This is a genomic window from Microbacterium sp. NPDC080005 (assembly GCF_040702445.1).
GTDB lineage: Bacteria > Actinomycetota > Actinomycetes > Actinomycetales > Microbacteriaceae > Microbacterium > Microbacterium oleivorans_D.
Map to the genome: position 1 here is coordinate 120,791 of NZ_JBFBLD010000004.1, position 25,924 is coordinate 146,714.

Here is a 25,924-nt window from a genome sequence, read left to right on the forward strand (position 1 = left end):
CGTCCGCCCGCTTCCGACCCGAGGACTGCGATGCCCCCCACCACCGACCTGGCCACCGACCAGGCGCCTCAGAGGCGACAGATGCGACGCCGCGGCGACCTCGTCTTCTCCAGCACCGCGCTCGGCGCGGGCATCATCATCCTGATCGTCCTCGCGGCGGTGACGCTGTTCCTCATCGTCGAGAGCGTGCCTGCCTTCACCGCGAACCCCGACGAGACCCAGTTCCTGAACGGCAGGCCGTTCTGGGAGTACGTCTGGCCCTTCGTCTTCGGCACCCTCTGGGCGTCCGTCATCGCGCTCGTCGTCGCGACGCCGCTCGCCATCGGGATCGCGCTCTTCATCTCCCACTACGCCCCGCGCCGACTCGCGTCGGCTCTCGGCTACGTCATCGACCTGCTCGCCGCGATCCCCTCGGTCGTTTACGGCTTGTGGGGCGCCCTGGTCTTCTCGCAGATCCTGCAGCCGTTCTACCTCTGGCTGAACGAGAACCTCGGCTGGATCCCGATCTTCGCCGGCGCCGTGTCGCCCACCGGACGCACGATCCTCACGGCATCTCTCGTCCTCGCGGTCATGATCCTGCCGATCATGACGGCCATCACGCGAGAGGTCTTCCTGCAGACGCCCGTCCTCCACGAGGAGGCGGCACTGGCCCTCGGTGCGACGCGCTGGGAGATGATCCGCATGGCCGTCTTCCCGTTCGCCCGCGGCGGCATGGTCTCGGGCGCGATGCTCGGGCTCGGCCGCGCGCTCGGCGAGACGATGGCGGTCACGATGGTGCTGTCGGCCACCGGCGCGGTCACCTTCCAGGTGCTGAACTCCAACAACCCGACGCCGATCCCGGCGAACATCGCCCTCAACTTCGGTGAGGCGTACGGCGAAGGCGTCAACGTCCTCATCGCGACGGGCCTCATCCTCTTCCTCGTGACCTTCGCCGTCAACGCGCTCGCGCGGTGGATCGTGAACCGTCGCGCCGAGTTCTCTGGAGCGAACTGATGACGACGACTCTCACCCGCTCCGCGACCCCCACGCCGGTGGGCAATTCGCTCACCGCGGGTCAGCTGCCCAAGTGGATGCCGTGGGTGCTGCTGGCCGGTGCCCTCGCCCTGTCGAGCGTGTTCTTCGCCATCATCAACGGTGGCGGCGACGTCGCGGACTTCAACATCGCGGCGGCCGTCTTCCTCGGCGTGGTGCTGTTCGCGATCGTGCTCGTGATCCTCTCGAGCGTCGTCGAGACGCGCCGACGGGCCGCCGACCGTCTCGCGACGGTGCTCGTCTCGATCGCCTTCACGATCGCGCTGCTGCCGCTCATCTCGCTGCTGTTCACGGTCATCGTCAACGGCATCGCGCGCTTCGACCCGATGTTCTTCTCGTACTCGATGCGCAACGTCGTCGGCGAGGGCGGCGGGGCCATCCACGCGATCTGGGGCACGCTCATCGTCACCGGGTGGGCGGCGCTCATCTCGGTGCCGATCGGTCTCATGACCTCGATCTACCTCGTCGAGTACGGCCGCGGACGCCTGGCGAAGGCGATCACCTTCTTCGTCGACGTCATGACCGGCATCCCCTCGATCGTGGCGGGTCTGTTCATCGTCGCCGTCTGCGCGCTGCTCTACGGGCCCGGGCTCAACACCGGCTTCATGGGTTCGCTCGCCCTCTCGGTGCTGATGATCCCGGTCGTCGTGCGCTCCAGCGAGGAGATGCTGCGCCTGGTGCCCAACGAGCTGCGCGAGGCGAGCTACGCCCTCGGCGTGCCGAAGTGGCTGACGATCGTCAAGGTCGTGCTCCCGACATCCGTCGCGGGCATCACGACCGGCATCATGCTGTCGATCTCGCGTGTCATCGGCGAGACCGCGCCGCTGCTGCTGACAGCCGGCTTCACCCAGTCGCTCAACATGGACGCGTTCGACGGCCCGATGATGACGCTGCCGGTGTTCGTCTACGACCAGTTCCAGAACCCCGGCACGAACGTCCCGGCGGCGCTGGAGCGCGCCTGGGCGGGCGCGCTCACCCTCATCATCATCGTCATGGCGCTGAACCTCATCGCACGCTTCGTCGCGAAGAAGTTCGCCCCCAAGTTCGGCCGCTGACCCGCGGCATCCGACAGAAAGCACCCGAAGTGTCCAAGAGCATCGAAGTCAACGACCTGAACGTCTACTACAGCGACTTCCTCGCCGTGGAGGGCGTGTCCCTCGACATCGAGCCCCGCAGCGTGACGGCCTTCATCGGCCCGTCCGGATGCGGCAAGTCCACGTTCCTGCGCACGCTGAATCGCATGCACGAGGTCATCCCCGGCGCGCGCGTCGAGGGTGAGGTCCTGCTCGACGGCGAGGACCTCTACGGGCAGGGCGTCGACCCGGTGCTCGTGCGCCGGCAGATCGGCATGGTCTTCCAGCGCCCGAACCCGTTCCCGACGATGTCGATCCGCGACAACGTGCTGGCCGGTGTGAAGCTCAACAACTCGCGCATCTCGAAGTCCGACGCCGACGCCCTCGTCGAGAAGTCGCTGCGCGGCGCGAACCTCTGGAACGAGGTCAAGGACCGGCTCGAGAAGCCCGGCTCGGGCCTGTCGGGCGGTCAGCAGCAGCGCCTGTGCATCGCGCGCGCGATCGCCGTCTCCCCCGACGTGCTGCTGATGGACGAGCCCTGCTCGGCCCTCGACCCGATCTCGACCTTCGCGATCGAGGAGCTCATCCAGGAGCTCAAGAGCGAGTACACGATCGTCATCGTTACGCACAACATGCAGCAGGCGTCGCGCGTCTCGGACAAGACGGCGTTCTTCAACATCGCCGGCACCGGCAAGCCCGGCAAGCTCATCGAGTACGACGAGACCGGCACCATCTTCACCAAGCCGTCCGTCCAGGCCACCGAGGACTACGTTTCGGGCCGCTTCGGATGACACGCGCGTCGCGGCCGGGGGGCCAGCGACGCCGCACACGCGCCGGCACGGATTCGGGTTCCGTGCCGGCGCGTCCTTTTTGTGGGGTGGGGGCGGGCTGTTCGCCTTAGCGGGTGGGGTGCGTGCGCGGATGCAATGGATGCCGGGCGACACGCGGCATCCGCTCGGTCTGAGGCGGGGTGTCGCGGCGGATCTGTTGCATCCGCGCACAGTGGCGCCGCAGGAGGGCGACGGCTATCGCGGGTGGGGTGCCTGCGCGGACGCAATGGATGCCGGGCGACACGCGGCATCCGCTCGGTCTGAGGCGGGGTGCCGCGGCGGATCTGTTGCATCCGCGCGCGGCTTCCTCCCCGGGGTGCGGGTTTCGGGGGCTGTCCCCATCTGCCGGCCTGCCGGATGCGGGGACGACCGGCGCGGCGACGATCGGGGGATGTGCGAGCTCCGGCATCCGATCCTCCGACTGCGGCAGCTGCTCGACGGTGGCTGGTCGCTGCGGCGGGTGCAGCGCGCGTTGCGGACGGGTGAGCTGCGGCGGGTGCGGGTCGGGGTGTTCGCGACTCCGGAGGCGTGCGCCGAGGCGGTGGCGATCGCGCATCACGGCGGGGCGATGGCGTGTGTGGCGGCGGCGCGGCACCGCGGGCTGTGGGTGCTGGGAGACGAGGCGTCTCCGCATGTGTGGATGCGGCCGGGCGGGCGCTCCTACGACGCGGACTGTGCGTGCACCGAGCACTGGGACGCTCCCGGGGTGGGCGAGTCGCGCCGCGAGCCGTCGCTCGCGCGTGTGCTGCGACAGATCCTGATGTGTCGCGGCGTCGAGACGTTCTTCGTCGCCTTCGAGTCGGCGCGACGGCAGCGGATGCTGGACGGCGACGACATGCGATGGCTCGCGCAGAATCTCAACTCAGCCGGCCGCGAGGCGATGTCGCTCAGTCGTGATGACGCCGACAGCGGACTCGAGTCGCTCCTGCGGTGGCGGCTGCGCGGCCTCGACCTGACGGTGCGGACCCAAGTGCGCATCGCGGGTGTCGGCGTCGTCGATGCGCTGATCGGCGATCGGATCATCGTCGAGGTCGACGGGCGGGAGAACCACGACGGCGAGTCGCTGCGGCACAAGGACCTCGTCCGCGACGCGAACGCGGCGATGTGGGGCTACACGACCCTGCGGTTCGACTACGCGATGGTGCTGCACGACTGGGACCTCGTCGAGCGCGCGATCCTCGCGGCGCTCGCGCGCGCGTCCTGATCCGCGTATGCGGATGCAATGGATGCCGGGCGACACGTGGCATCCCCGGCCGGATCGGCGGCGTGTCGCGCGCGATCCATTGCATCGGCTGACGGGCTCGGGGGGTGACGCGGTCAGGCGGCGTGCGCGTGCGCGGATGCAATGGATGCGAGGCGACACGCGGCATCCGCGGCGCGAAAGGCGGTGCGTCGGGCGCGATCCCTTGCATCCGTGAACGGCTACCCCGGGCAGGTCAGTCGCGGGGGCTGAGCAGGTACTGGTTGAAGGATGCGGTGAGCTCGGCGTCGACGGTGAGGGGGCGGTCGTCGACGGCGATGATAGGGGCGGCCAGGCGCACGCTCGAGACGAGCCAGGCGGCATCCGCGTCGTACAGGGCCGACACGGGCAGCGTCTCGTAGGCGGTCTCGAATCCCTGCGCCGCGAGATGCTCGAAGAGGCTCAGCTGGGTCGTCCCGTGCAGGATGCCGCCGTTCGGCGCCGGCGTCACGAATGTGTCGCCCCGCCGGATGATCAGCGACGCGGTCGGCGCCTCGAGCACGAAACCGTCGGAGCTCACGAAGACGGCGTCGTCGGCTCCACGGCGCTTCGCCTCACGGATCGCGGCCATGTTCACCGCGTACGACAGCGTCTTCGCCCCCAGCAGCAGCCACGGCGCCCGCCCCGGCAGATCGATGCTGTACCCACGGTCGAGCACCGCCACCGCGATGCCCTCGGTGCGCGGCGTCGTGAAGTCCGCCGCCGGCGCCACCGTCACCCACGCGGTCGGGGTCGGGCCGTGCTCGACGCCCCGGCTCAGGATCAGCTTGATGACCGCCTCACCCTCCCCCGACGCGGCCTGCGCGCGCTGGATCGCCTCGCGCCACTGCGCCAGGTTCGGCGCCGGCAGCTCGCAGATCTCCGCCGAGTGCGCGAGACGCTCGAGGTGCGGCTCGACCTCCTGCGCGTGCCCCTCGACGACGCCGATCGACTCGAAGATCCCGTCACCGCGCTGCGTGCTCAGCTCGCCCACGGTGAGCGCGGGGGCCGACGGATCCACCTCGGTAAAGGTGTCGGCGAAGTCGGTGCGCGCATCGTCGGATGCCGCGGGGTCGATCATCAGAGCGAAGCGCCAGGCCATGCGTTGAGCCTACGCGGCGGCATCCGTCACGGGCGTCGTTCGCGGATGCAACAGATCCCGCGCGACACGCCGCCAGGTGACCCGCGGATGCCGCGTGCCGCCGCGCATCCATTGCATCCGCGCACGCGCCCCCCGCACGCGCCCCGACACGCCCGGCCGCAGCGAATTCGCCGACCAGGAGGAATACCCCGGGAGCCCCTCCGTTACACTGTCTTAGCCGGGCCGCAGTAACCCCGGGCTCCATCTTCAGCCGCTGCGAGCGGCCACGCGCCGAGAGGCGTTCTGCGGCCCGGCACTTTCGCACCCGGGCTCAGGTCAGGCCGTCGCGGCGCCACAGCGCCGCAGCCGCCGTGAGATCCCCGGCGTACGTGTCGAGGCGCAGGGCCCGCGTGGTGAACTGCGACGCCCGTCCCGGCTCGCTCTCGTCGTAGTCGTCGGCCAGATCGGTCGCGCCCGCCGAGACGACGCGCGAGAAGGCCGCGGCACGCTCGAGCGCGAGCGCGAAGTCGCCCGCGAAGACCCCTCGCAGGATCAGGTCGATGAGCGACACGAGCTCGTCGGGACTGGCCGGCGTCGGCGCGCCTGCGATGACGACATCGGCCGACGACAGGCGCGTGCGGCCGCGCTCGTACAGCAGCGCGGACGTCGCGGGATCGTCGTGGATCATCAGCTGCAGCAGGTACAGCCGCCACAGCGCGCCCGGCAGCGACCGGGCCGGCGACTGCGCCCACAGCTCCGCGATGGTCGCGATGCCGTGCGCGTCGGTGAAGGTCACGAGCCGGTCGATGACCTCGTCGTGCGGCGCCTCGCGCACGCGCGAGAGCAGAGCGGATGCCGTGGCGTGCGCCACGCGGCTGGCCTCGGCGGGATCGTCCGCGGCGAAGTTTCGATCGAACGAGTCGGGGGAACGGCGGACCGGCTTGTGGAAGTCGCGGGACGCGTCAGACATCGCTCCAGGCTACCCCGCACCGCAGCGCCGAGCAGCGCGGCGAGTCAGGCGGTGGGGATCGTGATGATCGGGTCGGTGGTGGGCGAACCGTCAGGCGATCCGCCCTTCTGCTCGACCGTCACAGCGACCACATCACCCGGCTCGAACTCGCCAGACAGCAGCGCGGTGACCTCGTCGGACGGGTCGAACACCCCTGCCGAGATCGGCTGATCGCCGCGAACGAACCACAGCTCGAACGAGCGGTCCGCAGGGATCTCGGGGGCGTCGTCGGTGGTGAGGACGACCTTGTCGAGCTCATCAGACCAGTGCAGGACGGCCTCGCCGCCGTCGGCGAACTGACCGGTGACCGTCTGCGCGTCGGGTGCGGACTCGATCTGCTCGAGCGCCTGCACCTCGATCGGCGTGCGGGCGCGCTCGACGAGCGAGCCGACACCCCAGCCGACGCCGACCAGCAGGGCGGCCGAAGCCACGAGGGCGAACAGTCCACGGGTCCAGGTTCGGCGCTCCACGGTCTGGATCGCCTCGGTCGACGGTCCCGCGACCACGTGCTCGCGAGGCTCCTCCTCGGCGGCAGGCTCGGCGGCGGCAGCGGGCTCGGCGACAGCGGGCTCAGCGACAGCGGGCTCAGCGTCGCCCGCACGCTCAGCGGCCACAGCAGGCGCCCCGAGCTGCGGCATCCCACTGATCTGCGCGAGCAGTCGCGCACGGATCTCCACCGGCGGGGCCTCTTCGCCCGCACCCTCGGCGAGGAAACCGGCGACCTGCGCGTCGAGGTCGACCTGGTCCTGCCACTCGGGGTGGGCGGCCAGCGCTTCGTGGTACGCGCGCTCGTCCTCCGGGGACAGCGCAGCGAGCGCGTGCCCTGCCGAAAGCTCAGCGAACTCCTTCTCGTTCACAGTGTCACCCCCATCTCCTGTCGTAGGCGGTTCAGTCCGTCGCGCATGCGTGTCTTGATCGTTCCCAGCGGTGCTCCGAGGAGCGTCGCAATCTCACTTTGGCTGTATCCCCCGAAGTACGCGAGGGTCAGGGCCTCACGCTGCGGGTCGGGCAGAGACCGGAGTGCGCGCACGACACGACGTCCTTCGATCTTCATCTCGACCTGCTCGGCGATGCCTTCTTCTTGTGTGTAAGCGTCTCGGGCTCCGACACGCATATCCCGGTCGACGCTCGATTGAGCTGAGCGCACCCGGTCGACGGCCCGACGATGAGCCATCGTCAGGATCCAGCTTCTTCCTTGCCCCTTGTTCGGAGCGAAACCGGAAGCGGATTGCCACACCTCGAGGAAGACCTCTTGCAGCACTTCCTCACTCTGGGACGGGTCGACGAGGACGCGTCGAATGAGGCCGAACACACGCGACGACAGCATGTCGTAGAGCTCAGCGAAAGCCGCTTGGTCGCCGTCAGCGATGCGGACGAGCAGATCGCCGGCGTGATCCGCCGACTGCCCGTCCTCAGGGACGTCCACACCGTCGATAACCATTACTCCCCAGCATGCCATTCCCGCGTAGCGGAACCCGGATGGCGGGGCGCGAAACCCCGGCGAACAGCGGAATCGAGAGCGTTTCGTGATCGTCGGCACCCGCTTCATCGGAAGCCGCGAAAAAGAATCTCGGGAAATGTGCAATCCATTCGCCTAGTGGTTCCGAAGACCAGACATCGCCGCCGCAGAGGGCGGTCCCAACACATGGAGGACAACATGTTCAGCACGAAGAAGAAGATGACCGCAGCACTCTCTCTGACGCTGGTCGGTGCGTTCGCTCTCGCCGGGTGCTCGTCGAGCTCCGCTCCCGAGGGCGGCACCAGCAGCGAGGGCACCGAGTCGTCGCAGGCTCCGATGGAGTCGCCCTCGCCCGAGATGACCGAGGACACGATGGACCCCGCCGCCAACCTCGTCGGCCCCGGCTGCGCGGACTACGCCGCTGCTGTTCCGGACGGCGCCGGCTCGGTCGCCGGCATGGCGCAGGACCCGGTGGCCACCGCAGCGTCGAACAACCCGCTGCTCAAGACGCTCGTCGCTGCTGTCAGCGGCCAGCTGAACCCCGACGTCAACCTCGTCGACACCCTGAACGGTGACGAGTTCACCGTCTTCGCTCCGGTGGACGACGCCTTCGCCAAGATCCCGACCGAGACCATCGAGGGTCTCAAGACGGACTCCGAGACGCTGACGTCGATCCTCACCTACCACGTGGTCCCCGGCCAGATCGCGCCCGACGAGATCGTCGGCACGCACGCGACCGTTCAGGGCGCTGACCTCGAGGTCACCGGCTCGGGCGACGAGCTCATGGTCAACGACGAGGCCATGGTGATCTGCGGTGGCGTTCAGACCGCCAACGCGACCGTCTACCTCATCGACACGGTGCTGATGCCCCCGATGTGATCACGGTCTTCTTGACCGGCGGCGTCGTCGAAGCTCTGCGGGCTTCGGCGGCGCCGCCTTCTTTTTCCCTCGTGCGGGGGACGCCGCGGGTCGGCGCCTTCCCTAGCGTCGAGGTATGGCGAACAAGAACATGAACGGGATGTCGTTCGGCCTCTGGATCGCGTTCGGGATGCTCGGGGGCGTGATCGTCGGGTTGCTCTTCCTCGACAACATCGGGCTCGGCGTCGGCTTCGGCCTGTCGTTCGGGATGATGCTCGGCATCATCTTCGGCAGTGCGAAGAGCGCCGAGTGACGGATGCCGCGCCGCTCCCCCATTAGGCTGGGACGCTGAGGGCCTCTAGCTCAGTCGGTAGAGCATCGGACTTTTAATCCGCGGGTCGTGGGTTCGAGCCCCACGGGGCCCACCTCTGCTGTCATCCGCCGGGGCGGAGGACGGCCCAGCCCGCATTCAATTCGTGCGCGAACATCTTGAGTTGCACGGGGGTGTCCGCGTCATAGGCGATCCCCTCGATCTGGCCGGGCGCACCACAATCCTGGGTGACGGACGTCGGCCCCACGGGATTGGCCGGCTCCTCGCCTGGGGCGGGGGCCGGGGCCCATTCGAGCGTCACTCGCGCAGTCGACGGACTGCAATCGAAGTCGATCACGTACCGCTCGCCGGCCTCCACCACACCCGAGACGGTCGCCTCTCCCTCGGAGATGCCGTTGGCCCCCTCGGCGACGAATGTGATCCGCGAGAGCTCGTCGTCAGCGACGGCGGGCACGGCGTAATCGCCATCGACCGTCGCGGGAGGGCTGGAAACGGACGGGACGGGAGAAGGCGTCACGGCCGGCGGAGTCGTGGTCGGGTCATCGTCCAGATCGGTCGTGAAGACACACCCCGCGAGCAACGTCGGCGCGGCGAGCATCACAGCGGCAGTCCACACCCGACGTCGGCTCATGCGGGCCACGTTACCTGCGAAGCAGAATCGGCCAAGGGTGCAGCGGCCCGCCCGCGCAACAAGAAAGCCCCGACTGTTACCACACAGCCGGGGCGAGACGAATGAGAAGTCCGCCTATCGGTATCAGGATACCTCTGGAACCTGAGAGCTGACCCGGCGCCCCTCGGGTCCGGGGAGCACACGCGAGCGTTACGGTTGCGGAATGCTCCGCCTCCTCGCCCGGGCCTACTGGACGTTCAGCCGATGGACGCTCGCGACCGAGCCCGCGCCGCCTCGCCCCACCGTCGTCCTGGGGGCGCCGCACACCTCCAACTGGGACTTCGTGCTCATGCTGGCGATCGCCTGGCGCCTGAGGATGCGGTTCCGCTGGTTGGGCAAGGAAAGCCTCTTCCGCGGCTGGCGCGGCCCGCTGATGCGCTCGATCGGCGGCATCCCTGTCGACAGAGCGAACCCCGCCGGAGTGGTCGACACTCTCGTCCGTCGCATCCGCGAGGGCGAGGTCTTCGGCCTCGTCGTGACGCCCGAAGGCACGCGCGGCGGCGTCGGACACTGGAAGTCGGGCTTCTACCGCATCGCCCGCGAGGCCGGCCTTCCCGTCACGCTCGGGTACGTGGATCGCACCACCATGACGACCGGACTGGGACCGACTCTCACCCTCACCGGCGACGTCGGCGCGGACATGGATGCCATCCGTGCGTTCTACTGCGACAAGTCGGGGCTGCGTCCCGCGCGACGCGTCGAGCCTCGCTTGCGCGACGAAGGCGATCCGCTGCCTCGTCGCGGCTGAACCCACCGCGGAGCGGCGTTCGGCCCCGGCACGTCCTTAACCCTCTGTCCCCGTGGTGTCCGGTGTCACGAACCAATCGGTGAACGAGCTCGCCCGACCGTCATCCGCCAAACGAATGACCATGAGGTTGTCGTACTGCCGACTCTTCGTCGTCGAACTCGGGTAGCTGGTTCGACCGCGAATGATCGCGATGTCCCCGTCGACCGCGGTGAGCTCATACTCGAACGACCATGTGCCGGGGTAGTCCTTCTGCCCGAGCCAACCTGCGAGGATCGCATCGTGACCGATCCAGGGGGTCGTCGACGGGCCATCGCGATACTCCGCCTCCGGCGTGAACAGCGACCGGATGTCGTCCGGGTCGTTGGTCTCCCACGCGCGGACGTATCGGCCGATCCACTCGTTGGCGGCTGCCGCCGCTGTCTCGCGATCCCACATGGACTCAGGCTCGCTGACGGGTGCGGCGAGCGCAAGGTGCTCCACCCACTGAACCCCGACCCCGCAGAACAGGGTCGGGGCCGCCGCATCCTCCGGTTACTTCATGCGTCCGAACGTGGCGTCGATGTCGGCCATCTCCATCGCCGCGGTCGCCTCGATGAGCGCACGGAGGTCCTTGTCCGCGCCGGGCGAGAACTCCTCGGGTCGCTCGGGCGAGATGGTCATCGGCGATCCCACGGGCGCCTGCTCACTCGCATCCAAGTCGGTGCCATCGTTTGACGGCGACGCACCCTGGAAGATGCGACCGGCTTCGGACTGATTGCCCAAATCGAACGAATACTGCTTGCTCTGCAGCCCCAGGTCGACGAGACGCTTGACCTCGGGGAACTGCTCGGCGTTCGTCTTCGGGATCGGAAGCGACGTACGCCAATTCACTCCGAGGGTCTCGAGAGCCTTCGCGTACGCGTTCTCGTGCGCCTGGTCTCGCACGATGAGGTACGAGATCGTGCTTCGCGCCATCTTGTTGTCCGTCATCTCGTACAGCCGGCACTTCTGCAGTCGACCCGTCGACTCCAGCATCAGGTTGTACAGCAGATCGAGCACGAGGTTGCCGGAGTTGTAGACGTAGCTGCCCATCCAGGGATTGCCGGCGGAATCCACCGGGAGCGCACCCTGCGCACCGACCAGATAGTGGTGGATGTTGCTGTGATCAACGGCGATGCTGAGCGGCGTCGCACCACCCGCGCCGGGCTCGTCGACAGGGTCTGACGGCTTTCCCTTGTACCTCGGTGACCCATCCAACAGACGAGAGATGGTCGTGCCGATGAGCTCGACGTGACTGATCTCCTCGGTGCCGATGCCCTGGATGAGGTCCTTGTAGGGCTTGCCCGACGGACCGCGGAAATTGATGCTCTGGAACAAGTACTGCATCATCGTGCGCATCTCACCGAACTGTCCGCCGAGACCCTCCTGCAGTGCGTTGGCGGCCGCGGGATCCGGCTCGTCCTGTGCGATCTCGTTGATGAACTCTTGAACGTGGAAGTACATGGTTCCTCCGGGGGTTGGGGATCCCGACGATCCGCTGGTCTCCCCGTCCCACCGCGCCCCTTGCCGATGCGGACGCCACCGACTACCTTCCGACCCCTGAGACGATTCAGCCGGCCCCGGCGATTCGTTCGTGAGTCGCGCGGACGAATGCGGCATACCCTCCGGGCGTCCGCCCCAAGAATCGGCCGGATGTGACCACCTCGTTCTCGTCCGTCGCGACAGCACGGGCACCCTGGGCTCGCGCAGCACGGACGAGCGCGACGTCCTCGTGCTGCTCGAGGTCGGCGAACCCTCCCGCCGCGAGGTACACGCCGGCACGCAGGCCGAGATTGGCGCCGTGAACGTTGCCGGCCGGACGGCCACGCGGATGCGTGTGCAGCCAGTGCTCCGCGTGCTCGAGTGTGAGGTCGGCGAAGTCCGGCCGAACGGTGCCGAGCACGACATCGGCACCCGCCGCGCGGAGGTCAAGTTGGTGGCTGAGCCAGGTGACAGGAACGACCGAGTCTCCGTCCGTGGTGCTGATCCACACGTCGGCGGGCGGGGAACCCAGTTCAGCGACGGCCGCGGCCACGCCGAGGCGTCGAGCCGTCCCCACGTTCCGCGCGTCGATGTCGATGGTTCGCACCGGCCACGACCGCGCGATCCGGGCCGAGGCATCCGCGCACGCGTCGAGGACGACAACCGTCGAGATCTGCACTCCCCGATGCGTCCGTCGGGTGTGCTCGATAGCAGCGGTGAGTGCGGCGAGGCAGTCGTCGAGGAGTTCGGCTTCGTTGTGCACCGGGACGACGATCGCCACCGCTGGGGTACCGCCCGCTGTCATGCGATGAGCCCCGTCTCGGCGGCGACCGAGCGGGCGCCCGCGAGTCCATAGACCTCGAGCACGAAGTCCTCCTCCTCGTGCAGCACGAGTCGGACGAGACCCTCGGCCGCGCGAAGTGCCGCGTGCACATCGTCTCCGGACTGCGGATACTCCGCGACCGGATGCCGCCAGTGGCACGCGACCAGGTGGCCACCGGCATCCATCGCATTCCGAATCAGGTCGACGACGCGGGTCAGGTCCGCAGCGCTCCAGTAGTAGCCGACCTCCGACAACACGACGAGGTCGAAGGTGCCGACGGGCCACTCCCCCGGGAGCGCGAGACGCTCGAGGCGAACGTGCTCGCGATCGCCGAGGCGACGGCGTGCGATCGCGAGCGGCGCGTCCGCGATATCGACTGCCAGCACGGCGTCGCACCGATCGGCGAGGAGCTCCGTCACAACGCCGGTCGAGCAGCCCAGTTCGAGGGCCGAGGCGTACCGTTCGCGAGGCACGCTGGCCAGAGTGATCGTGCGCTTACGCTGCTCGTACCAGCGCGACTCGAAACCCCACGGGTCGTCCCCGTTGCGACGATAGAAATCCTCGAAGAAGCTCTCCGCCAGACTGCGACCAGCAGGGCGGATGAGGACCTCGAGCGGCCGGTCAAAGTGCGCCTGCATCCCCTCGTGGAGCATCACCTCATCCCCCGGCGCCGACGACAGCGGGGCGATCTGGCTGCGATGGTGATGCATCGCGGTGCGTTTGAGCTCCACCGTCGGCTCATCGAGCTGAACCACCTCGAGGTCACCCCAGGGTACGTCCTCCGTCGACCCCCAGTGCCAGAGCCAGATCGGATACTCCCGCCACGGGACCCCGAGGTCCGCGCACACCTCGGCCGTCACTTCCGCAGCGACGCGATGATCGCGGTGACTGTCGCCTGACCAGGGCACCACGACGAGATGCGCTCCCTGTCCCTGCAGCAGCGCGCGGAGCGCCTCCGCGATCGCGTCGCGATGGTCGTCCGTGCCGCCGTCCGGGAGGGCGAGGAACTGCACGTCGATCGACGGGCTCAGTTGATCGAGCGCTGCGGCGACCTCGCGCCGTCGCACCGCGGCCAGATCGACGGGGGTGTGCGACGGCGAGTCCGGATGAGAGCCCTCGCCGTCGGTCGCGATGAGAACGGTGACGCTCGCGCCACGACTGACGGTGCGGGCCATGAGTCCCGCGACGCCGAGGGTTTCGTCGTCGGGGTGGGCCGCGACGACGACGAGGCGCTCGAACGTCTCATCCAACGACGGCAGCTCCCGGCCTAGGAACGCTTTCCGCCACACCGCTTCGTCCGTTCCCGGATCTCGGTGGCTGAAGCTCACCATGCACCCAGCCCTTCCGTGATGTCGGCGCCGATGCGCGCCAGGTCGCGTTCGCCGTGGTGCTGTCGCAGGTAGATCTCGAGGTCGGCCACGCGGCGAGCGTGAGTCTCGTCCGCCACGAGGGGCAGCGGTCCGAGAGCTCGAGCGGACTCGGCGAGCGTCGTCTCGACCGCGCCGGCGACGATCGTCCGGACGCGGGCGGCGGAGGTGCCGGGGTGGGATGCCACCGGCAGCCCTTCCGTCTGGTGCGCCGCCGATCGCAGGGCGAGCCTCGCCGTCCAGAGCGCGGCATCCACTCGAGCCAGGTGCACGCGCGACAGCTGATCTGCACCCTCGCGCCGTGCCGCGTGGATCAGAGCGTCGCGGATCGGCAGAGCACCACCCCACCAGCACGCCGCCACTCCGATGCCGCCTGCCGCGAAGCCGGGGCGACGCAGGTACCAGCCCGGTTCACCGACGGGCACGGCCGGAGCCGCGGCGAAGTCCACCGGCGCGCTCACAACCTGATGCAGTCCCCGTGCGTGCCACGGTCCCGTGTGCGGTGACACTTCGAGGCGCTGCAGAGCCACGGCGAAAAGACGACGCTCGTCGCCGACCCAAGCCGTGACGAGTGCGTGGCTCAGGTGCTGCGCGAGCGAACACCACGGCTTCGTTCCCGTCAGCCGCCACCCAGAGCCGTTGGCGTCAGCCTCCAGCCGAGTCCCGGCGCCTTCGGCGGCGAACACTCCCCACGAGGATTCGACGTCCGCCTGGATCGACGCGAGATCGATCTCGTAGCCGTCGCGTCGGGATTGGTCGAGGATGTCGAGCGCGTCGAGGTGGGGTTCAAGGATGCGCGCCGCACCGACATCCCGGCTCGCAACCGCGGCGAGGAATGACCAGTCGTCGGCGAGCGAACGCCCGTCGCCTCGCGCGGCCCCCGCACCAACCGCCCATGCGAGTGTTGCTGCAACGTCCACCCCGAACCCGTTGATGAGGTCGGCCTCGTCGAGCACAGCGGCCGTCGCACTCTCGAACGGTCCGTCACTCAGGCGGGCCGAAGAGGAGGCATCGTGCGCGAGGTTCACACGTGGAGTGTGCGCGTGACCCGAGCTGAAAGGCAGAGCCTTGCGGTTCCGCCGGTGACTCGGGTACGGGCTCCCCGAAACTGTTCGCGATCGCCGCGCTGAGCCGCGGCCGCTATCTCGATAAGTGCAGACGACAGGGCTGAACTACCTGATCGCATTCGACTCTCGGGCGTGACGCGTCACCTCGACGACGACACGGCGAGTACTCGACCGTGTACTTCGAGGCCGCGGCACGATCACGGCGGGGCGCGACCGCCGGCTCAACCCGAATCGACCGATTCCCGCGTTCGAGACCGGTCACGACGGGGCGAGCCGCCGGGTGTTCGCACGCACGGACGGCAGACGACGGTGATGCAGCACCAATTCACGGACTGCGCTCAGACGACGGCGTATCCCCCACATCGTCACCATGACGAGCGACTCGCGAACGATGTTGCCGCTCATCTTGCTCACGCCGAGCTCCCGCTCCATGAAGGTGATGGGGACCTCGACGACGCGCAGCTCGCGTTCCAGCCCGCGCCACAGCAGGTCGAGCTGGAAGCAGTAGCCCTGCGATGCGACACCGTCCAACCCGATGCGATCGAGTGCGCTCGCGCGGTAGGCGCGATATCCGCCCGTAGCGTCGCGCACGTCGATCCCGAGCGCAAGCCGGGCATAGACGTTGCCGCCGATGCTGAGCACCTTGCGATGCAGCGGCCAGTTCACGACGCGGCCGCCCGGCACCCACCGGGAGCCGAGCACGATGTCAGCCGTGGCCAGCTCGTCGAGCATGATCGGCAGAGACTCCGGCTGGTGCGAGCCATCAGCATCCATCTCGATCAGCACGTCGTAACCCCGCCGACGACCCCATGCGAAGCCTGCGAGATAGGCACGCCCGAGGCCGTCTTTCGCCGTGCGATGCAGGACGTGCACACGGCCATTCGCGGCAGCAAGGCAATCGGCGATGTCGCCCGTGCCGTCCGGCGACGCGTCGTCGACGATCAGAACGTCGGATCGGCCCACGGCGAGGACGCGCTCGACGATGCTTTCGATGTTCTCGGACTCGTTGTAGGTGGGGATGATGGTGAGCGCGCTGGTCATGTCGATGCCTTTCGTTGTCTGACGGATCGCCGGCTGTCGGCGGCTCAGGCCGCGACCGCGGTGACCACGACGTTGTCCTCGTACAGGCCCGTCTCGGAGCTGATCGGTCCCCCGCAGGTCACGAGCCGGAGCTCGGGAGTCGGAACCGGTGCGTAGATGGATGCGGTGGGGAAGTCGTGCTTCTTGACGTTCTGGATGCCGGTGACGACGAACTCCGCCGTTGTGCCGTCGCTGCGCGAGACCGACACGGTGTCGCCCGGCTGCAGCTTTCCAAGGTCATGGAAGACGGCGGCCGCCCACGGTGAGTCGACATGCGCGGCAATCACGGCTGGACCGATGTCTCCCGGCACCACACCGTCCTCGTACCAGCCGACATCGTTGTAGTCGGCGGGCGCCTCGATCCACCCATCCGCCCCGCGGCCGAGCCCGATGAGGTCAGACTCCACACCGATGGCGGGAATCGAGACGTGTTCCGGGACGGCGGCCGACACCGCCTCCTCGGCCACCGGATCCTGTAGGGCTCCGGCACTCGAGGTCGCCGCATCCGCTTCGGATGCCGCGAGCGGCGGGCAGCCGGCGAGGGCGTCGTTCGTCAGCATCGCCTCCGCGAGCGCCGTCCACGCGTCGCCGTAATAGGTGGGCGCCTCCGCTGCGGTCGCCGTCATCCGGCCGAGATCGGCTTCCGCGTCGCCGCCGCGCCCGTCCGCCGCGTATGCTGCGGCTCGCGCGGCATACGCCACAGGATGCTGGTCGCTGGTCACAGCCCCGGCACCCGAGTCCAGCTCGGCGGGGAGAACCTCATCCTCGGGGAGCGCCGACGCGATGCGCGCAGCGATGGCCGCATCCTCCGGATCGCACGACTCGGCGTAGCGGATCGACGCGCGCGCGGCGTCATACCCGTACTCCGGCTCCCCCTCGCCGTTTGCGGCGCCCGCGATCGCGACCGTACCGTTTGTCGCGACGGTGGCCCAGTTCGTCGGTAGCGCGTTCGCATCGAGCAGCGCTTCGGTCGCTGCTCGACTGCCCTCGGCGAGCTCGTCCCACCGAGGGTCGCCCGATGCCTCGGACAGCACGGCGAAGGCTGCCGGCGACGCGTACGAGGGGTTATAGGCATGGGGCGACGCCGTAGCCCACGGCCCGGGCAGCAGGATCCTGCCGAGTGCGGTGGATGCCGTCATCTCGTCGAGGAGCGCCGTGCCGAGGTCCACACCGTCGGCGCGGAGATCGTCGCGGTCGAACGCGTCGCCCGCGAGGACGAGCGCACGTGCGGCGTCGAGGTCGGCATCCGATGCGGGCTGGTCATCGACCACGGCCCCGTCGTCCCACCGCCAGGCGAGCAGACCGTCCTCCCGCTGGAGGTTGGTGGTGGTCCAGTCCCAGATCTCATCGAAGACCGGCTCGTCGCCGGCGACCACCGCCAGCAGCAGGCCGTAGGCCTGCCCTTCGCTGACGGTGTCGCCACCCTGATCGGTACGCGCGACGCGTCCACCGTCGACGTACGTCTCGAGGAAGGCGTCGGCGGTCGTCGCGGCATCCTCCGTGGGGGATGCCGGCGCGTCCGCCTCAGGACCCGAGCACGCCGTGACCGCCAGCGCAAGGACAGCCGCGGCCGACGTCACCACGAGCGCACGGGCGGCCCGTGTCATCCGGCTGTCCCGGCTGTGCGACGACGACGCGCGTACATCGTCACGCCGGCCGCGCCGACGAGCAGCGCGCCGGCAACGAAGAGGCCGACCGGTGCCTCCCCGTCACCGGCCGTGCCGCCTCCACCGGTCTCGATGCCGCCGACCGGCATGTCGGCGAGGGTCGCCGAGTCGGTGACGGCCTTCGCCGTCAGCGCACCGGACGCGGTGTCGAGCACGAAGATCGTCGAGACCGAACCCGCGGGGAGATCGACGCCGGCGGACGAGACGTCATCGACGCCCGCGAGTTCGAGGTCCCACTCGCCGGCGGCCACCGCCGCGTAATCGGTCGCGGACCCTGTCGGCACGTCACTCGCGATGGGTCGGCCGGCCGCCGTGTCGACACTCACGAGCGGTTCGACGGTCGAAGCCTGGATGACGCGCACCCGGGCTTCGCCCTTCGCGGGTGCCGAGAGGTCGTCTTCGAAGACCACGGTGTCGAGCTCGGCGTTTCGGCCGTACGCGGCGACGGTGAGGGGGTCCCCGGCTGCCACGTCGACGGACTGCTGGACCACGGGCTCGGCGTCGTCGGCGGCATCCGAAGGCACCATCGAAACGACGTACGTGCCTTCGGCGAGCGGGATGTAGTCGCTCACTGCGCCGTAGGCGACGTCGTCGAGCTCGTACACGACGTCGCCGCCGGCGAGCGCGGTCAGCTGAACATCGACGGCCTTCGTGTCGGGAGAGAGGTGTGCCACCCGAGCCCAGCCGCCGGGTTCGGCGGTGGAGGCGGATGCGGCGGGGGCGACCGCGACACCGATGGCGAACGGGACAACGGCTGCGACTGCGAGGGCAAGCCCTCTGGCGCCCCGCCGAGAGACATGAGGCGCCGGGGAGGGAGAGGTGTTACGGATCATGGTGTTCCTTCCTTCGGGATGCGCCGACGGATGTTCCGCCGGCGTCGGGATCACGCCGCCGGTCGCGGCAGGAGGTCGAGCGGCTCGACAGGCGAGAAGGTGATGACGACGCCGGCATCGCTGCGTTCTGCTGACAGGGGCGCAAGGGCGCCGGTGAGCGAGCGATAGAAGCGCAGCGCCGCATCCGCCCCCGCGGCGTCACCGCGCGCGTCCTCGCCGGCGAAGGAGCTGATGACCAACTGCCTGTGCACACCCGAACGGTCACCGTTCAGCTGAGTGATCTCGGCGACGTCGATCTGCCCGAGCGAGGACAACTGGGCGAGGGTCAGCAGGATCCGGCCGTCGACCACGCCGGAGGTCATCAGGTCGCGCGCCTCCGCCGGGATGCCGACGTCGGGATTACTCGACAGCTGCTGTCCCGCGAGGGATCGCGCTGCGTAGAGACCGTCGTCGCCGGCTTGCTCCAGGCCGGACTGCTCGCTGTCGACGTAGCGGACCTCGACCATCTGGGCGCCCTCACCGAAGGTGGCCACGACGACACTGTTGTCGATCGCCTGGCGGACGGTCGGGAACTCCGTCGGGAAGGTCCGCATCGAGTCAGTGGTGACCACGTAGTCGTAGTCACGCCAGCCTTCGGGGGCCAGCGCCTGCACATCGGAGTCTGTGTCCGCTTTGTAGTACCAGACGACGTTCTCGCGGACGAATCCCCTCTCGACGAGGTCGACCCACATCGCGTCGTCGACGAGCATCCGAGCATCTGAGGCGGCGTTGTCCGCCATCCACTGCTCGGCGTCGCGCAGCGGCCGGTCGAGATCGGCCAGGAGGAAGCCACGCAACTGCGTGGCCCAGAGCGGACCTGCCGCGACGAGTGCGGCGACGGTGCCCGCCGCCAGGACTCCACCGGCGGCCCGCACAACGATCGAATGCCGGGAGCCGCGGCCTCGCAGCAACTCGACAGCCACCTGTCCGACGCCGGCGACCACGATCGCGGCGAGCGGCAGCATGATGATGACATAAGGCACCGGCAGGTACCCGCCGCGGAACATGAACGCGGTGAGCGCGAGCAGCGTGATCGCCCATGCCCGCAGTCGCGCTACGAACAGCGCAGCGATCGCGGCAGCGAGGGCCGCGACGATGAGGATCGAGTCCAGTTGCCACCACATGCCGACGGTGCGCGACATGAGGCTGTCGGGATCGAAGAGCGAGCCGCTCCCCTCGCGGGAGGCCAGCTGGAAAGTGAGGCCCTCGAAGAGGCTGACGCGTCCGGCACCGGGCATGACCTCGCCCTTGACCAGGGCGAACGCCACGTAGGTGAGGCCGAACAGCGCCAGCACTGCGGCTGACACCGACAGCGTGTAGCGCCTGGTGGTCTTATCCGCACCGCGCCACATGAACCACACGAGCAGCGGGAGGGCGAGGAGGTATGTCTCCTTCGTCAGGACAGCGACACCGAAGGCCGCGGCCGCGCCGATGTATCCGAGCAGCTGCTTGTGACGGCTCATGGCGAGGAAGATCGCCGCCAGCAGCCAGGCCGTCGCGATGTTGTCGAGGTACACCTGCCGGTGGAACTGCACCGCGAGCGGGGACAACAGGAAGACGGCGGCTGCAACCGACGCGGTCGGCCGGGCGAACCCGATGCGCCGCACGATGACCCAGAGCAGGATCGCCGCGATCGCCGTGGCGACGATCATCGCCTCTCGAGCCGCGATGACGGCAACCTCGTACCGGTCCCACCCGCCGGTGAGCCCGACGTAACCGGCGATCTGGATCCACCCGAGCGGGGGGTGGTCGTACCAATACGTGTAGTGCGTCAGTTCACCGAGGTTGCCGATGGCCCACGCCTGTGCCGTGTAGGTCCCCTCGTCGTCGATCCGCTGGGGCGAGCCGCCGAGGTTCACGACGTTGACGACGATGCCGACGACGAGTGCGGGCACGAGCCAGGCGAGGTCGATGAGGCGTTCGCGCCAGACGGATGTCGCACGGATGCCGGCGCGCGGACTCCGTTCGGCTGCACCGGGCAGCGTCGGCGCCGCCGACGCTGCGTCGAGGCTCGTGCGGTCGAGTGTCGAGGTCACTTGCTCTCCTCCGATGCGGCGACGGCGATCAGTTCATCCGAGCCACGGTCCCTCGCCGCGCCATCGGCTGCAGGCGAGTCACGGTGGGCACCGGTGTGCTCGGTCTTCTCCCAGCTCCCGTCGCCACGCAGCTGCCGGACGACGGACCGGACAGCAGCCGCCGCCAGGAACACCTGGTAGGGCACCAGGCCGAGTACGAGCCGGGCATAGTCGCGCAGGCGCACCTTCCGGCCGTACACCCGCCCGAACTCGGCGAGCCCGGCCGCCTCGACGACGAGCGTCACGACGGTCGGAATGAGCGGGAGGAAGGTGACGAGGGCGACGACGGTGGGGACCTTGACGAGGAGGATGAACACGATCGAGATCGGGATCAACAGGCCGGTGGCAGCCTGGATGAAGGGCATGTTCAGCAGGTACCGGGCATACATCCGCTGGCGCAGGGTAGGGAGCTTCTTCCACTCGCCCTTTCCGAGCACCTGGAGGAAGCCTTGGTTCCAGCGCGTGCGCTGCTTGTACAGCGAGGTGAGGGTCGGTGGCGTCTCCTCGCGCGTGACGTACTCGGGATTGTAGGCGACGGCCACCTTCGCGCCGTCGCTCGAGAGCCGCACGCCCAGTTCGCAGTCCTCGGCGAGACACTGGTCGTCCCACCCGCGCGACCACTCGAGACGATCACGCGTGACGAAGACGGTGTTGCCGCCGAGGGGGATGAACTTCGAGCGGGCGTGGAAGTGCAGCCTCGAGCGGAACCAGAAGTAGTACTCCAGCACGTTTCGCAACGACCACCAGGTCGTCTCGAAATTCATCAGCTGTACGCCGCCCTGCACGACGTCCGCGCCGGTCTCCTGGAACTTGGAGTCGACCACGGTGAGCAGTCCGGGGTGCACCTCATCCTCGGCGTCGAACACGCCGACGATGTCGCCGGTGGCGAACTGCAGCGCGCGGTTGAGCGCCTTCGGCTTGTTCTTCGGCACGCTGTCGTCGACGACCACGGTGATGAGGTCGGGATGCCGGGCGGCAGCCTCTCGCACCACGAGTTCTGTTCCGGGGTCGTCATGACCGACGATCGCGATGATCTCGAAGTCGGGGTGGTCCTGCTGCGCGAGGCGATCCAGGGTCTGCCCCATCACCTCCTCCTCGTGGCGACCCGGGACGAGGAGCGTGAACCGATGCCGGGAAGGGCGAGGCGAGGCGCTGAACTGCGTCGCACGCAGGTCGTCGGCGGATCGCCAGGCATGCAGCATCCACCAGAGCGTCGTCACGGCGATCGCCGTGAGGACGAGCGCGAGGGCGATGATGCCGCTGTAGCCGAACCACTCGCCCACGGACCAGTCCGGCAGCACGACCCCGGATGGAGCCGTCTGCTGCACCGGCATCGGAGATTCGGTCACCTCGGGCGCCTGCTGTCCGGGCGCGGGTGCGACCGGAGTCAACAGCGGTTCCGGGGTGGCCTGCGCGCGAAGACGCAGCGGGGCGAATCCTGTGGGCGTGGGGATCACGAGATGCCTCCGGTCGGTGCGGTTGAGGGCAGGTGGGCCGTGCGGGGAAGACGCAGTGTGCGCGTGCGGGGAGCGAAGACGAACCACCGGTACGCGGCGAATCGGAAGGCCGTGCCGAGCACGAGCCCGACGCCGTTGCCCGAGATGTTGTCGGCCAGCTGCGAGGTGAAACCGAAGACGTAGTGCGACACGAACAGGCACCCCGCCGCGATCAGGAGACCCACTACGTTCACGACAGCGAACAGCGCGGCTTCGCGCAGCGGATGCGGCGAGCGCTCTCGCCGGAACGTGAGATAGCGATTGCCTAGCCACGCCACCGCGGTGGCGACCGAGACGCTCACCACCTTCGACCAGATGGGTGAATCGTCGAGGACGGTCGCCCGCACGAGGTTGTAGACCGCCAGGTCGACGATGAACGCGAGACCACCGACGAGGCCGAACCCCGTCAGCTGGCCGAGGAGACGTGAGCGCCAGGAACGCCCGGCGGGAGTGCGAGTGGGCGAGGACGTGGTGGCGTCTGCGGCGAGCGATGCAGGTGCAGGGGCCGCGGCGGCGGGGCTCCCGGTGATGATGTCGTGATCAGTTTCGATGTTCTTCCGCACGGTGGTGATCCGGAGCGGCTCACTGCGCGGTTTGGAAGAGTCAGGAGCCTCCCAGGGCGGCGAAACCTCCGGTTCACCTGCCTTCGCTCGTCGACGGGAACTCATCCGACAACCGGCGCGGCCCGGCTCCCGGGCGCCGCCCGTTCTGAGGCTGACGAGCTCGCGTCGACAGCGCACCCTCCCCGCCATGCCCGGTCGATGGTCATAGGTCGCGGGTACGTTGACCACATGGAGATCAGAGCCACCACCGTCGGCGTACCCGTCCGCGACCTTGATTCAGCGATCGACTGGTACCGATCAGCCCTTGAGCTCGGGGACGTCGACCTGCGGCCGCTGGACGGCTTGGTGGAGTTCAGCCTCGGCTCCGTATGGCTGCAGCTGGCCCTGAACCCTGAGCTCGCCGGCACCCACGGGATCTCGGTGACCTTCAGCGTCCCCGATGCGACGGGTGAGCACGCGAGACTGCGGGGTCTCGGCTTCGAGGTCTCGGACATCCAGCGGTTCGAAGGCGTCGTCGAATTCTTCAGCCTCACGGATCCCGACGGCAACACGGTGGGCTTCGTAACCGAGCTGCAGTAGCCGGCTTCAGACCTCTTGACCGCGTACTTGTATTTTGCAAGTATGGCGACATGAGCCTCTTCATCACCTGCCCCGTGGTCGATGTCGAACGTGCCACGGCCTTCTACACAGCCATCGGCTGGACCCTCAACGCCGAGATGTCCGACCACAACGTGTCGTGCTTCGCGATCGCCCCCGACCAGTACGTCATGCTGGGCAGCCGCGAGATGTACGCGAGCGTCGGCGGCGTCGAAGACCTCATCGGAGGCCCCGACACCCCATCGAAGGTCACCGTCTCGTTCGACCTCGACAGCCGCGAAGCCGTCGACGCGATGATCGAGAGGGCGCGAGCCGCCGGCGGCCGCGTCGGCGACACCGACGACTACCCCTTCATGTACCAGCGTCAGTTCCACGACCCCGACGGCTATCACTACTCCCCGTTCTGGATGAAGCCGGACGCCGACCAGACCTCGTGAGCGACCTCGCCGCAGCACTCGATGTCGTCGGCGCGCGGTGGGCACTCCTCATCGTGGAGCGGCTGCTCGACGGTCCGCAGCGCTACGGCGACCTTCAGCGTGACCTCGGCGTACCCACGAACATCCTCGCGACCCGCCTGAAGGAACTCGAAGCAGCAGGCGTGCTCCGCCGACTTCCGTTGAAGCACAACACCCGCGCTTACGCCCTGACCGAGCGCGGGCTGGACCTGACAGACGCGATCGCTGCGCTGAGCCGCTGGGGCAAAGAAGCGACGTGATCGGCTCGGTCTCTCCCTCTCTCGAAATCTTCTCGCGTCCTAATGTCGTATTCGCGGGTCGCCGTTCGTGGACTGTGTGGGCGACCCGAACGGATCGCTGCGACCGCCGCGCTGAGCCGCGGCCGCTATCTCGATAAGAGGAGACGACAGTGCCGAACTACCTGATCGCGTTCAACGACGAGTGGGTGCCCCCGCAGACCGCCGAGCAGCTGCAGACCAAGAGCCAGGCGTCGATGGCGGTGCTCGAGGAGATGAAGCAGGCAGGCGTGTTCGTCTTCGCCGACGGCGGCATCGATGCCTCGACGGCGCTCTTCAGCGTGCAGCTGACCGACGGCCAGCCGGTGTTCACCGACGGGCCCTTCGTCGAAACCAAGGAGCACCTCGGCGGGTTCACCGTGATCAACGTGCCGACCGACGAGGACGCGCGCCACTGGGCGGGCCGCCTGGCCCTCAGCCTCGACTGGCCGCAAGAAGTCCACCGCTTCCCGGGTGGCGTCGAAGACGTCATCGACCGGCAGACCCCCGAAGCCGGGTGACCACTCCCCCCGCTGCAGACCACATCACCCGCGCCCACCGCGAGGAGTGGGCGCGGGTGGTGGCGGGTCTCGCTCGCCGCTTCGGCGACCTCGAGCTCGCCGAAGACGCCGCGGCCGACGCATTCGTCGCCGCTGTCGAGCACTGGCCCCGTGAAGGGGTGCCGCCGAACCCGGGGGCCTGGCTCACCACCACGGCCACCCGCAAGGCGATCGATCGCGTGCGCCGGGACTCTCAGCGCGGCCGCAAGCACGACGAGGCGCAGCTGCTCGTCGACGACGAACCTCGTGCACCGATCGGCGACGTCGACGACGACAGGCTCCGGCTGCTGCTCGTCTGCTGCCACCCCGCACTGAAGATGCCGTCGCGAGTCGCTCTCACTCTGCGGATGGTGGGCGGACTCACCGTCGCCGAGATCGCCCACGCGTTCTTCGTGCCGACGACCACGATGGCGCGCCGCATCACCCGCGCGAAACGCACCCTCGCCACCGCGCGCGTTCCCTTCCGGATGCCGTCCGCAGCCGACGTCAGAGAGCGACTTGCGGGCGTCCTCACGGTGATCTTCCTCATCTTCAACGAGGGCTACCTGTCCACCTCGAGCGGAGACGCGGTGAGGGTCGAACTGACAGCGGAGGCGATCCGGCTGGCGCGCCTGCTGCGCGAGCTCCTCCCCGACGAAGGGGAGGTCGCGGGGCTGCTCGCACTCACCCTGCTCATCGACGCGCGCCGCGCGGCACGCGTGTCCCCGGACGGCGAGCTGGTGACCCTTCCCGAGCAGGACCGCAGCCTGTGGGATCGCGAGCTCATCGCCGAAGGGCACACGCTCGTGCACGAGCGAATCGCCGCGGTCGCGGAAGGCTCCGCCGCGCCCGGCCGCTACCAGCTGCTGGCCGCGATCAACGCCGTGCACGCCGATGCCGCCTCGGCCGAAGAGACCGACTGGCGCCAGATCGTCGCCCTGTACGACAGGATGCTCGCGGTCGACGCTTCGCCGATCGTCAGACTGAACCGAGCCGTCGCCATCGCGGAGCTCCACGGCGCCGCGACCGGCCTCGGAGAGATCGCCCCGCTCGCCGGCGCGCTGTCGGGCTATCACGCCTTCCACGCCGCGCGCGCAGACCTGCTGCGCCGCACGGGACGCCGCGACGACGCACGCGCGGCCTACGACCGCGCGATCGCCCTCGCCGGCAACGCAGCCGAACGCACCTACCTCGCGCGCCGCCGCGACGACCTCGCGGCCGCGGGGTCGGCGTGAGGA

The 25,924-nt window shown here is 68.8% G+C and carries 28 protein-coding genes and 1 tRNA gene; 13 read left to right on the forward strand and 16 right to left on the reverse strand.

Annotation, left to right across the window (positions count from 1 at the left end; translation table 11 throughout):
• Positions 1–30 precede the first annotated feature (30 nt).
• The 4 genes from pstC (at position 31) to AB0259_RS15150 (ending at position 4,139) form a co-directional block, all read left to right on the forward strand.
• A complete protein-coding gene (pstC, locus tag AB0259_RS15135) occupies positions 31–993 on the forward strand; it encodes a phosphate ABC transporter permease subunit PstC (RefSeq protein ID WP_251582395.1) in 963 nt (320 codons plus the stop codon).
• Positions 993–2,087, forward strand: a complete 1,095-nt coding sequence (pstA, locus tag AB0259_RS15140) for a phosphate ABC transporter permease PstA (protein ID WP_251582393.1) — start codon at positions 993–995, stop codon at positions 2,085–2,087. Before pstC ends, pstA begins: the two co-directional genes overlap by 1 nt.
• Positions 2,088–2,116: 29 nt before the next feature.
• Positions 2,117–2,896, forward strand: coding sequence for a phosphate ABC transporter ATP-binding protein PstB (gene pstB, locus AB0259_RS15145; RefSeq protein ID WP_251582391.1), 780 nt, complete (start codon positions 2,117–2,119; stop codon positions 2,894–2,896).
• A gap of 430 nt (positions 2,897–3,326) precedes the next feature.
• Entirely contained in the window at positions 3,327–4,139 is an 813-nt protein-coding gene (locus AB0259_RS15150) for a DUF559 domain-containing protein (protein WP_366223251.1), read from the forward strand.
• 232 nt (positions 4,140–4,371) lie between these two features.
• On the opposite strand, the gene AB0259_RS15155 is transcribed toward AB0259_RS15150, so the two are convergent.
• The 4 genes from AB0259_RS15155 to sigK all read right to left on the reverse strand — a co-directional run bounded on the left by AB0259_RS15155 (position 4,372) and on the right by sigK (position 7,685).
• Positions 4,372–5,256 (reverse strand): aminodeoxychorismate lyase, encoded by an 885-nt coding sequence (locus AB0259_RS15155; protein ID WP_366223252.1) that lies wholly within the window; start codon positions 5,254–5,256, stop codon positions 4,372–4,374.
• Between the two features lie 310 nt (positions 5,257–5,566).
• Complete coding sequence (locus AB0259_RS15160; RefSeq protein ID WP_366223253.1) at positions 5,567–6,205, reverse strand: DNA-directed RNA polymerase subunit beta; 639 nt, start codon at positions 6,203–6,205, stop codon at positions 5,567–5,569.
• Between the two features lie 44 nt (positions 6,206–6,249).
• Positions 6,250–7,101: an anti-sigma factor gene (locus AB0259_RS15165; RefSeq protein ID WP_366223254.1), complete on the reverse strand. Its 852-nt coding sequence runs from the start codon at positions 7,099–7,101 to the stop codon at positions 6,250–6,252.
• The gene (gene sigK, locus AB0259_RS15170; RefSeq protein ID WP_366223255.1) at positions 7,098–7,685 is read right to left on the reverse strand and encodes an ECF RNA polymerase sigma factor SigK; all 588 of its coding nucleotides are present in this window, start codon (positions 7,683–7,685) and stop codon (positions 7,098–7,100) included. The genes AB0259_RS15165 and sigK overlap by 4 nt, the downstream gene beginning before the upstream one ends.
• Positions 7,686–7,901: 216 nt before the next feature.
• Between sigK and AB0259_RS15175 the strand changes: the two genes are divergently transcribed.
• The 3 genes from AB0259_RS15175 to AB0259_RS15185 all read left to right on the forward strand — a co-directional run bounded on the left by AB0259_RS15175 (position 7,902) and on the right by AB0259_RS15185 (position 8,986).
• Complete coding sequence (locus AB0259_RS15175) at positions 7,902–8,582, forward strand: fasciclin domain-containing protein (protein WP_366223256.1); 681 nt, start codon at positions 7,902–7,904, stop codon at positions 8,580–8,582.
• A 115-nt stretch (positions 8,583–8,697) separates the two neighbouring features.
• Positions 8,698–8,874, forward strand: coding sequence for a hypothetical protein (locus AB0259_RS15180; protein ID WP_366223257.1), 177 nt, complete (start codon positions 8,698–8,700; stop codon positions 8,872–8,874).
• A 39-nt stretch (positions 8,875–8,913) separates the two neighbouring features.
• Positions 8,914–8,986, forward strand: a tRNA-Lys gene (locus tag AB0259_RS15185).
• A gap of 9 nt (positions 8,987–8,995) precedes the next feature.
• Here AB0259_RS15185 and AB0259_RS15190 read toward each other — a convergent pair.
• Positions 8,996–9,490: a hypothetical protein gene (locus AB0259_RS15190; RefSeq protein WP_366223293.1), complete on the reverse strand. Its 495-nt coding sequence runs from the start codon at positions 9,488–9,490 to the stop codon at positions 8,996–8,998.
• Positions 9,491–9,725: 235 nt separating this feature from the next.
• On the opposite strand from AB0259_RS15190, the gene AB0259_RS15195 reads away from it, so the two are divergent.
• Positions 9,726–10,310, forward strand: coding sequence for a 1-acyl-sn-glycerol-3-phosphate acyltransferase (locus AB0259_RS15195; RefSeq protein WP_366223258.1), 585 nt, complete (start codon positions 9,726–9,728; stop codon positions 10,308–10,310).
• Between the two features lie 36 nt (positions 10,311–10,346).
• Here AB0259_RS15195 and AB0259_RS15200 read toward each other — a convergent pair whose 3' ends face one another.
• The 11 genes from AB0259_RS15200 to AB0259_RS15250 all read right to left on the reverse strand — a co-directional run bounded on the left by AB0259_RS15200 (position 10,347) and on the right by AB0259_RS15250 (position 22,820).
• Positions 10,347–10,745: a nuclear transport factor 2 family protein gene (locus tag AB0259_RS15200; RefSeq protein ID WP_366223259.1), complete on the reverse strand. Its 399-nt coding sequence runs from the start codon at positions 10,743–10,745 to the stop codon at positions 10,347–10,349.
• 96 nt (positions 10,746–10,841) lie between these two features.
• Positions 10,842–11,792: a manganese catalase family protein gene (locus tag AB0259_RS15205; RefSeq protein ID WP_366223260.1), complete on the reverse strand. Its 951-nt coding sequence runs from the start codon at positions 11,790–11,792 to the stop codon at positions 10,842–10,844.
• 106 nt (positions 11,793–11,898) lie between these two features.
• Positions 11,899–12,615, reverse strand: coding sequence for a glycosyltransferase (locus AB0259_RS15210; protein ID WP_366223261.1), 717 nt, complete (start codon positions 12,613–12,615; stop codon positions 11,899–11,901).
• Positions 12,612–13,883, reverse strand: coding sequence for a PIG-L family deacetylase (locus AB0259_RS15215; RefSeq protein ID WP_366223262.1), 1,272 nt, complete (start codon positions 13,881–13,883; stop codon positions 12,612–12,614). Before AB0259_RS15215 ends, AB0259_RS15210 begins: the two co-directional genes overlap by 4 nt.
• 74 nt (positions 13,884–13,957) lie before the next feature.
• Positions 13,958–15,028 (reverse strand): acyl-CoA dehydrogenase family protein, encoded by a 1,071-nt coding sequence (locus AB0259_RS15220; protein WP_366223263.1) that lies wholly within the window; start codon positions 15,026–15,028, stop codon positions 13,958–13,960.
• A gap of 297 nt (positions 15,029–15,325) precedes the next feature.
• Positions 15,326–16,108: a polyprenol monophosphomannose synthase gene (locus tag AB0259_RS15225; protein ID WP_366223264.1), complete on the reverse strand. Its 783-nt coding sequence runs from the start codon at positions 16,106–16,108 to the stop codon at positions 15,326–15,328.
• Positions 16,109–16,152: 44 nt separating this feature from the next.
• Positions 16,153–17,754 carry a class F sortase gene (locus AB0259_RS15230; protein ID WP_366223265.1) on the reverse strand — a complete coding sequence of 534 codons (1,602 nt, stop codon included), beginning with the start codon at positions 17,752–17,754 and terminating at the stop codon, positions 16,153–16,155.
• Positions 17,751–18,647, reverse strand: coding sequence for a DUF4397 domain-containing protein (locus AB0259_RS15235; protein ID WP_366235855.1), 897 nt, complete (start codon positions 18,645–18,647; stop codon positions 17,751–17,753). Before AB0259_RS15235 ends, AB0259_RS15230 begins: the two co-directional genes overlap by 4 nt.
• A gap of 50 nt (positions 18,648–18,697) precedes the next feature.
• Positions 18,698–20,722: a hypothetical protein gene (locus AB0259_RS15240; RefSeq protein WP_366223267.1), complete on the reverse strand. Its 2,025-nt coding sequence runs from the start codon at positions 20,720–20,722 to the stop codon at positions 18,698–18,700.
• Positions 20,719–22,218 carry a glycosyltransferase family 2 protein gene (locus AB0259_RS15245; protein WP_366223268.1) on the reverse strand — a complete coding sequence of 500 codons (1,500 nt, stop codon included), beginning with the start codon at positions 22,216–22,218 and terminating at the stop codon, positions 20,719–20,721. Before AB0259_RS15245 ends, AB0259_RS15240 begins: the two co-directional genes overlap by 4 nt.
• The gene (locus AB0259_RS15250) at positions 22,215–22,820 is read right to left on the reverse strand and encodes a GtrA family protein (RefSeq protein ID WP_366223269.1); all 606 of its coding nucleotides are present in this window, start codon (positions 22,818–22,820) and stop codon (positions 22,215–22,217) included. Before AB0259_RS15250 ends, AB0259_RS15245 begins: the two co-directional genes overlap by 4 nt.
• Before the next feature lie 228 nt (positions 22,821–23,048).
• Here AB0259_RS15250 and AB0259_RS15255 point away from each other — a divergent pair, with 228 nt between their 5' ends.
• The 5 genes from AB0259_RS15255 (at position 23,049) to AB0259_RS15275 (ending at position 25,921) form a co-directional block, all read left to right on the forward strand.
• Positions 23,049–23,399, forward strand: coding sequence for a VOC family protein (locus AB0259_RS15255; RefSeq protein ID WP_366223270.1), 351 nt, complete (start codon positions 23,049–23,051; stop codon positions 23,397–23,399).
• Positions 23,400–23,449: 50 nt separating this feature from the next.
• Positions 23,450–23,854 carry a VOC family protein gene (locus AB0259_RS15260; RefSeq protein WP_366223271.1) on the forward strand — a complete coding sequence of 135 codons (405 nt, stop codon included), beginning with the start codon at positions 23,450–23,452 and terminating at the stop codon, positions 23,852–23,854.
• Positions 23,851–24,132 (forward strand): helix-turn-helix domain-containing protein, encoded by a 282-nt coding sequence (locus AB0259_RS15265; protein ID WP_366223272.1) that lies wholly within the window; start codon positions 23,851–23,853, stop codon positions 24,130–24,132. Before AB0259_RS15260 ends, AB0259_RS15265 begins: the two co-directional genes overlap by 4 nt.
• Before the next feature lie 149 nt (positions 24,133–24,281).
• A complete protein-coding gene (locus AB0259_RS15270) occupies positions 24,282–24,668 on the forward strand; it encodes a YciI family protein (RefSeq protein WP_251582338.1) in 387 nt (128 codons plus the stop codon).
• Positions 24,665–25,921 (forward strand): DUF6596 domain-containing protein, encoded by a 1,257-nt coding sequence (locus AB0259_RS15275; protein ID WP_366223273.1) that lies wholly within the window; start codon positions 24,665–24,667, stop codon positions 25,919–25,921. Before AB0259_RS15270 ends, AB0259_RS15275 begins: the two co-directional genes overlap by 4 nt.
• Positions 25,922–25,924: the final 3 nt, after the last annotated feature.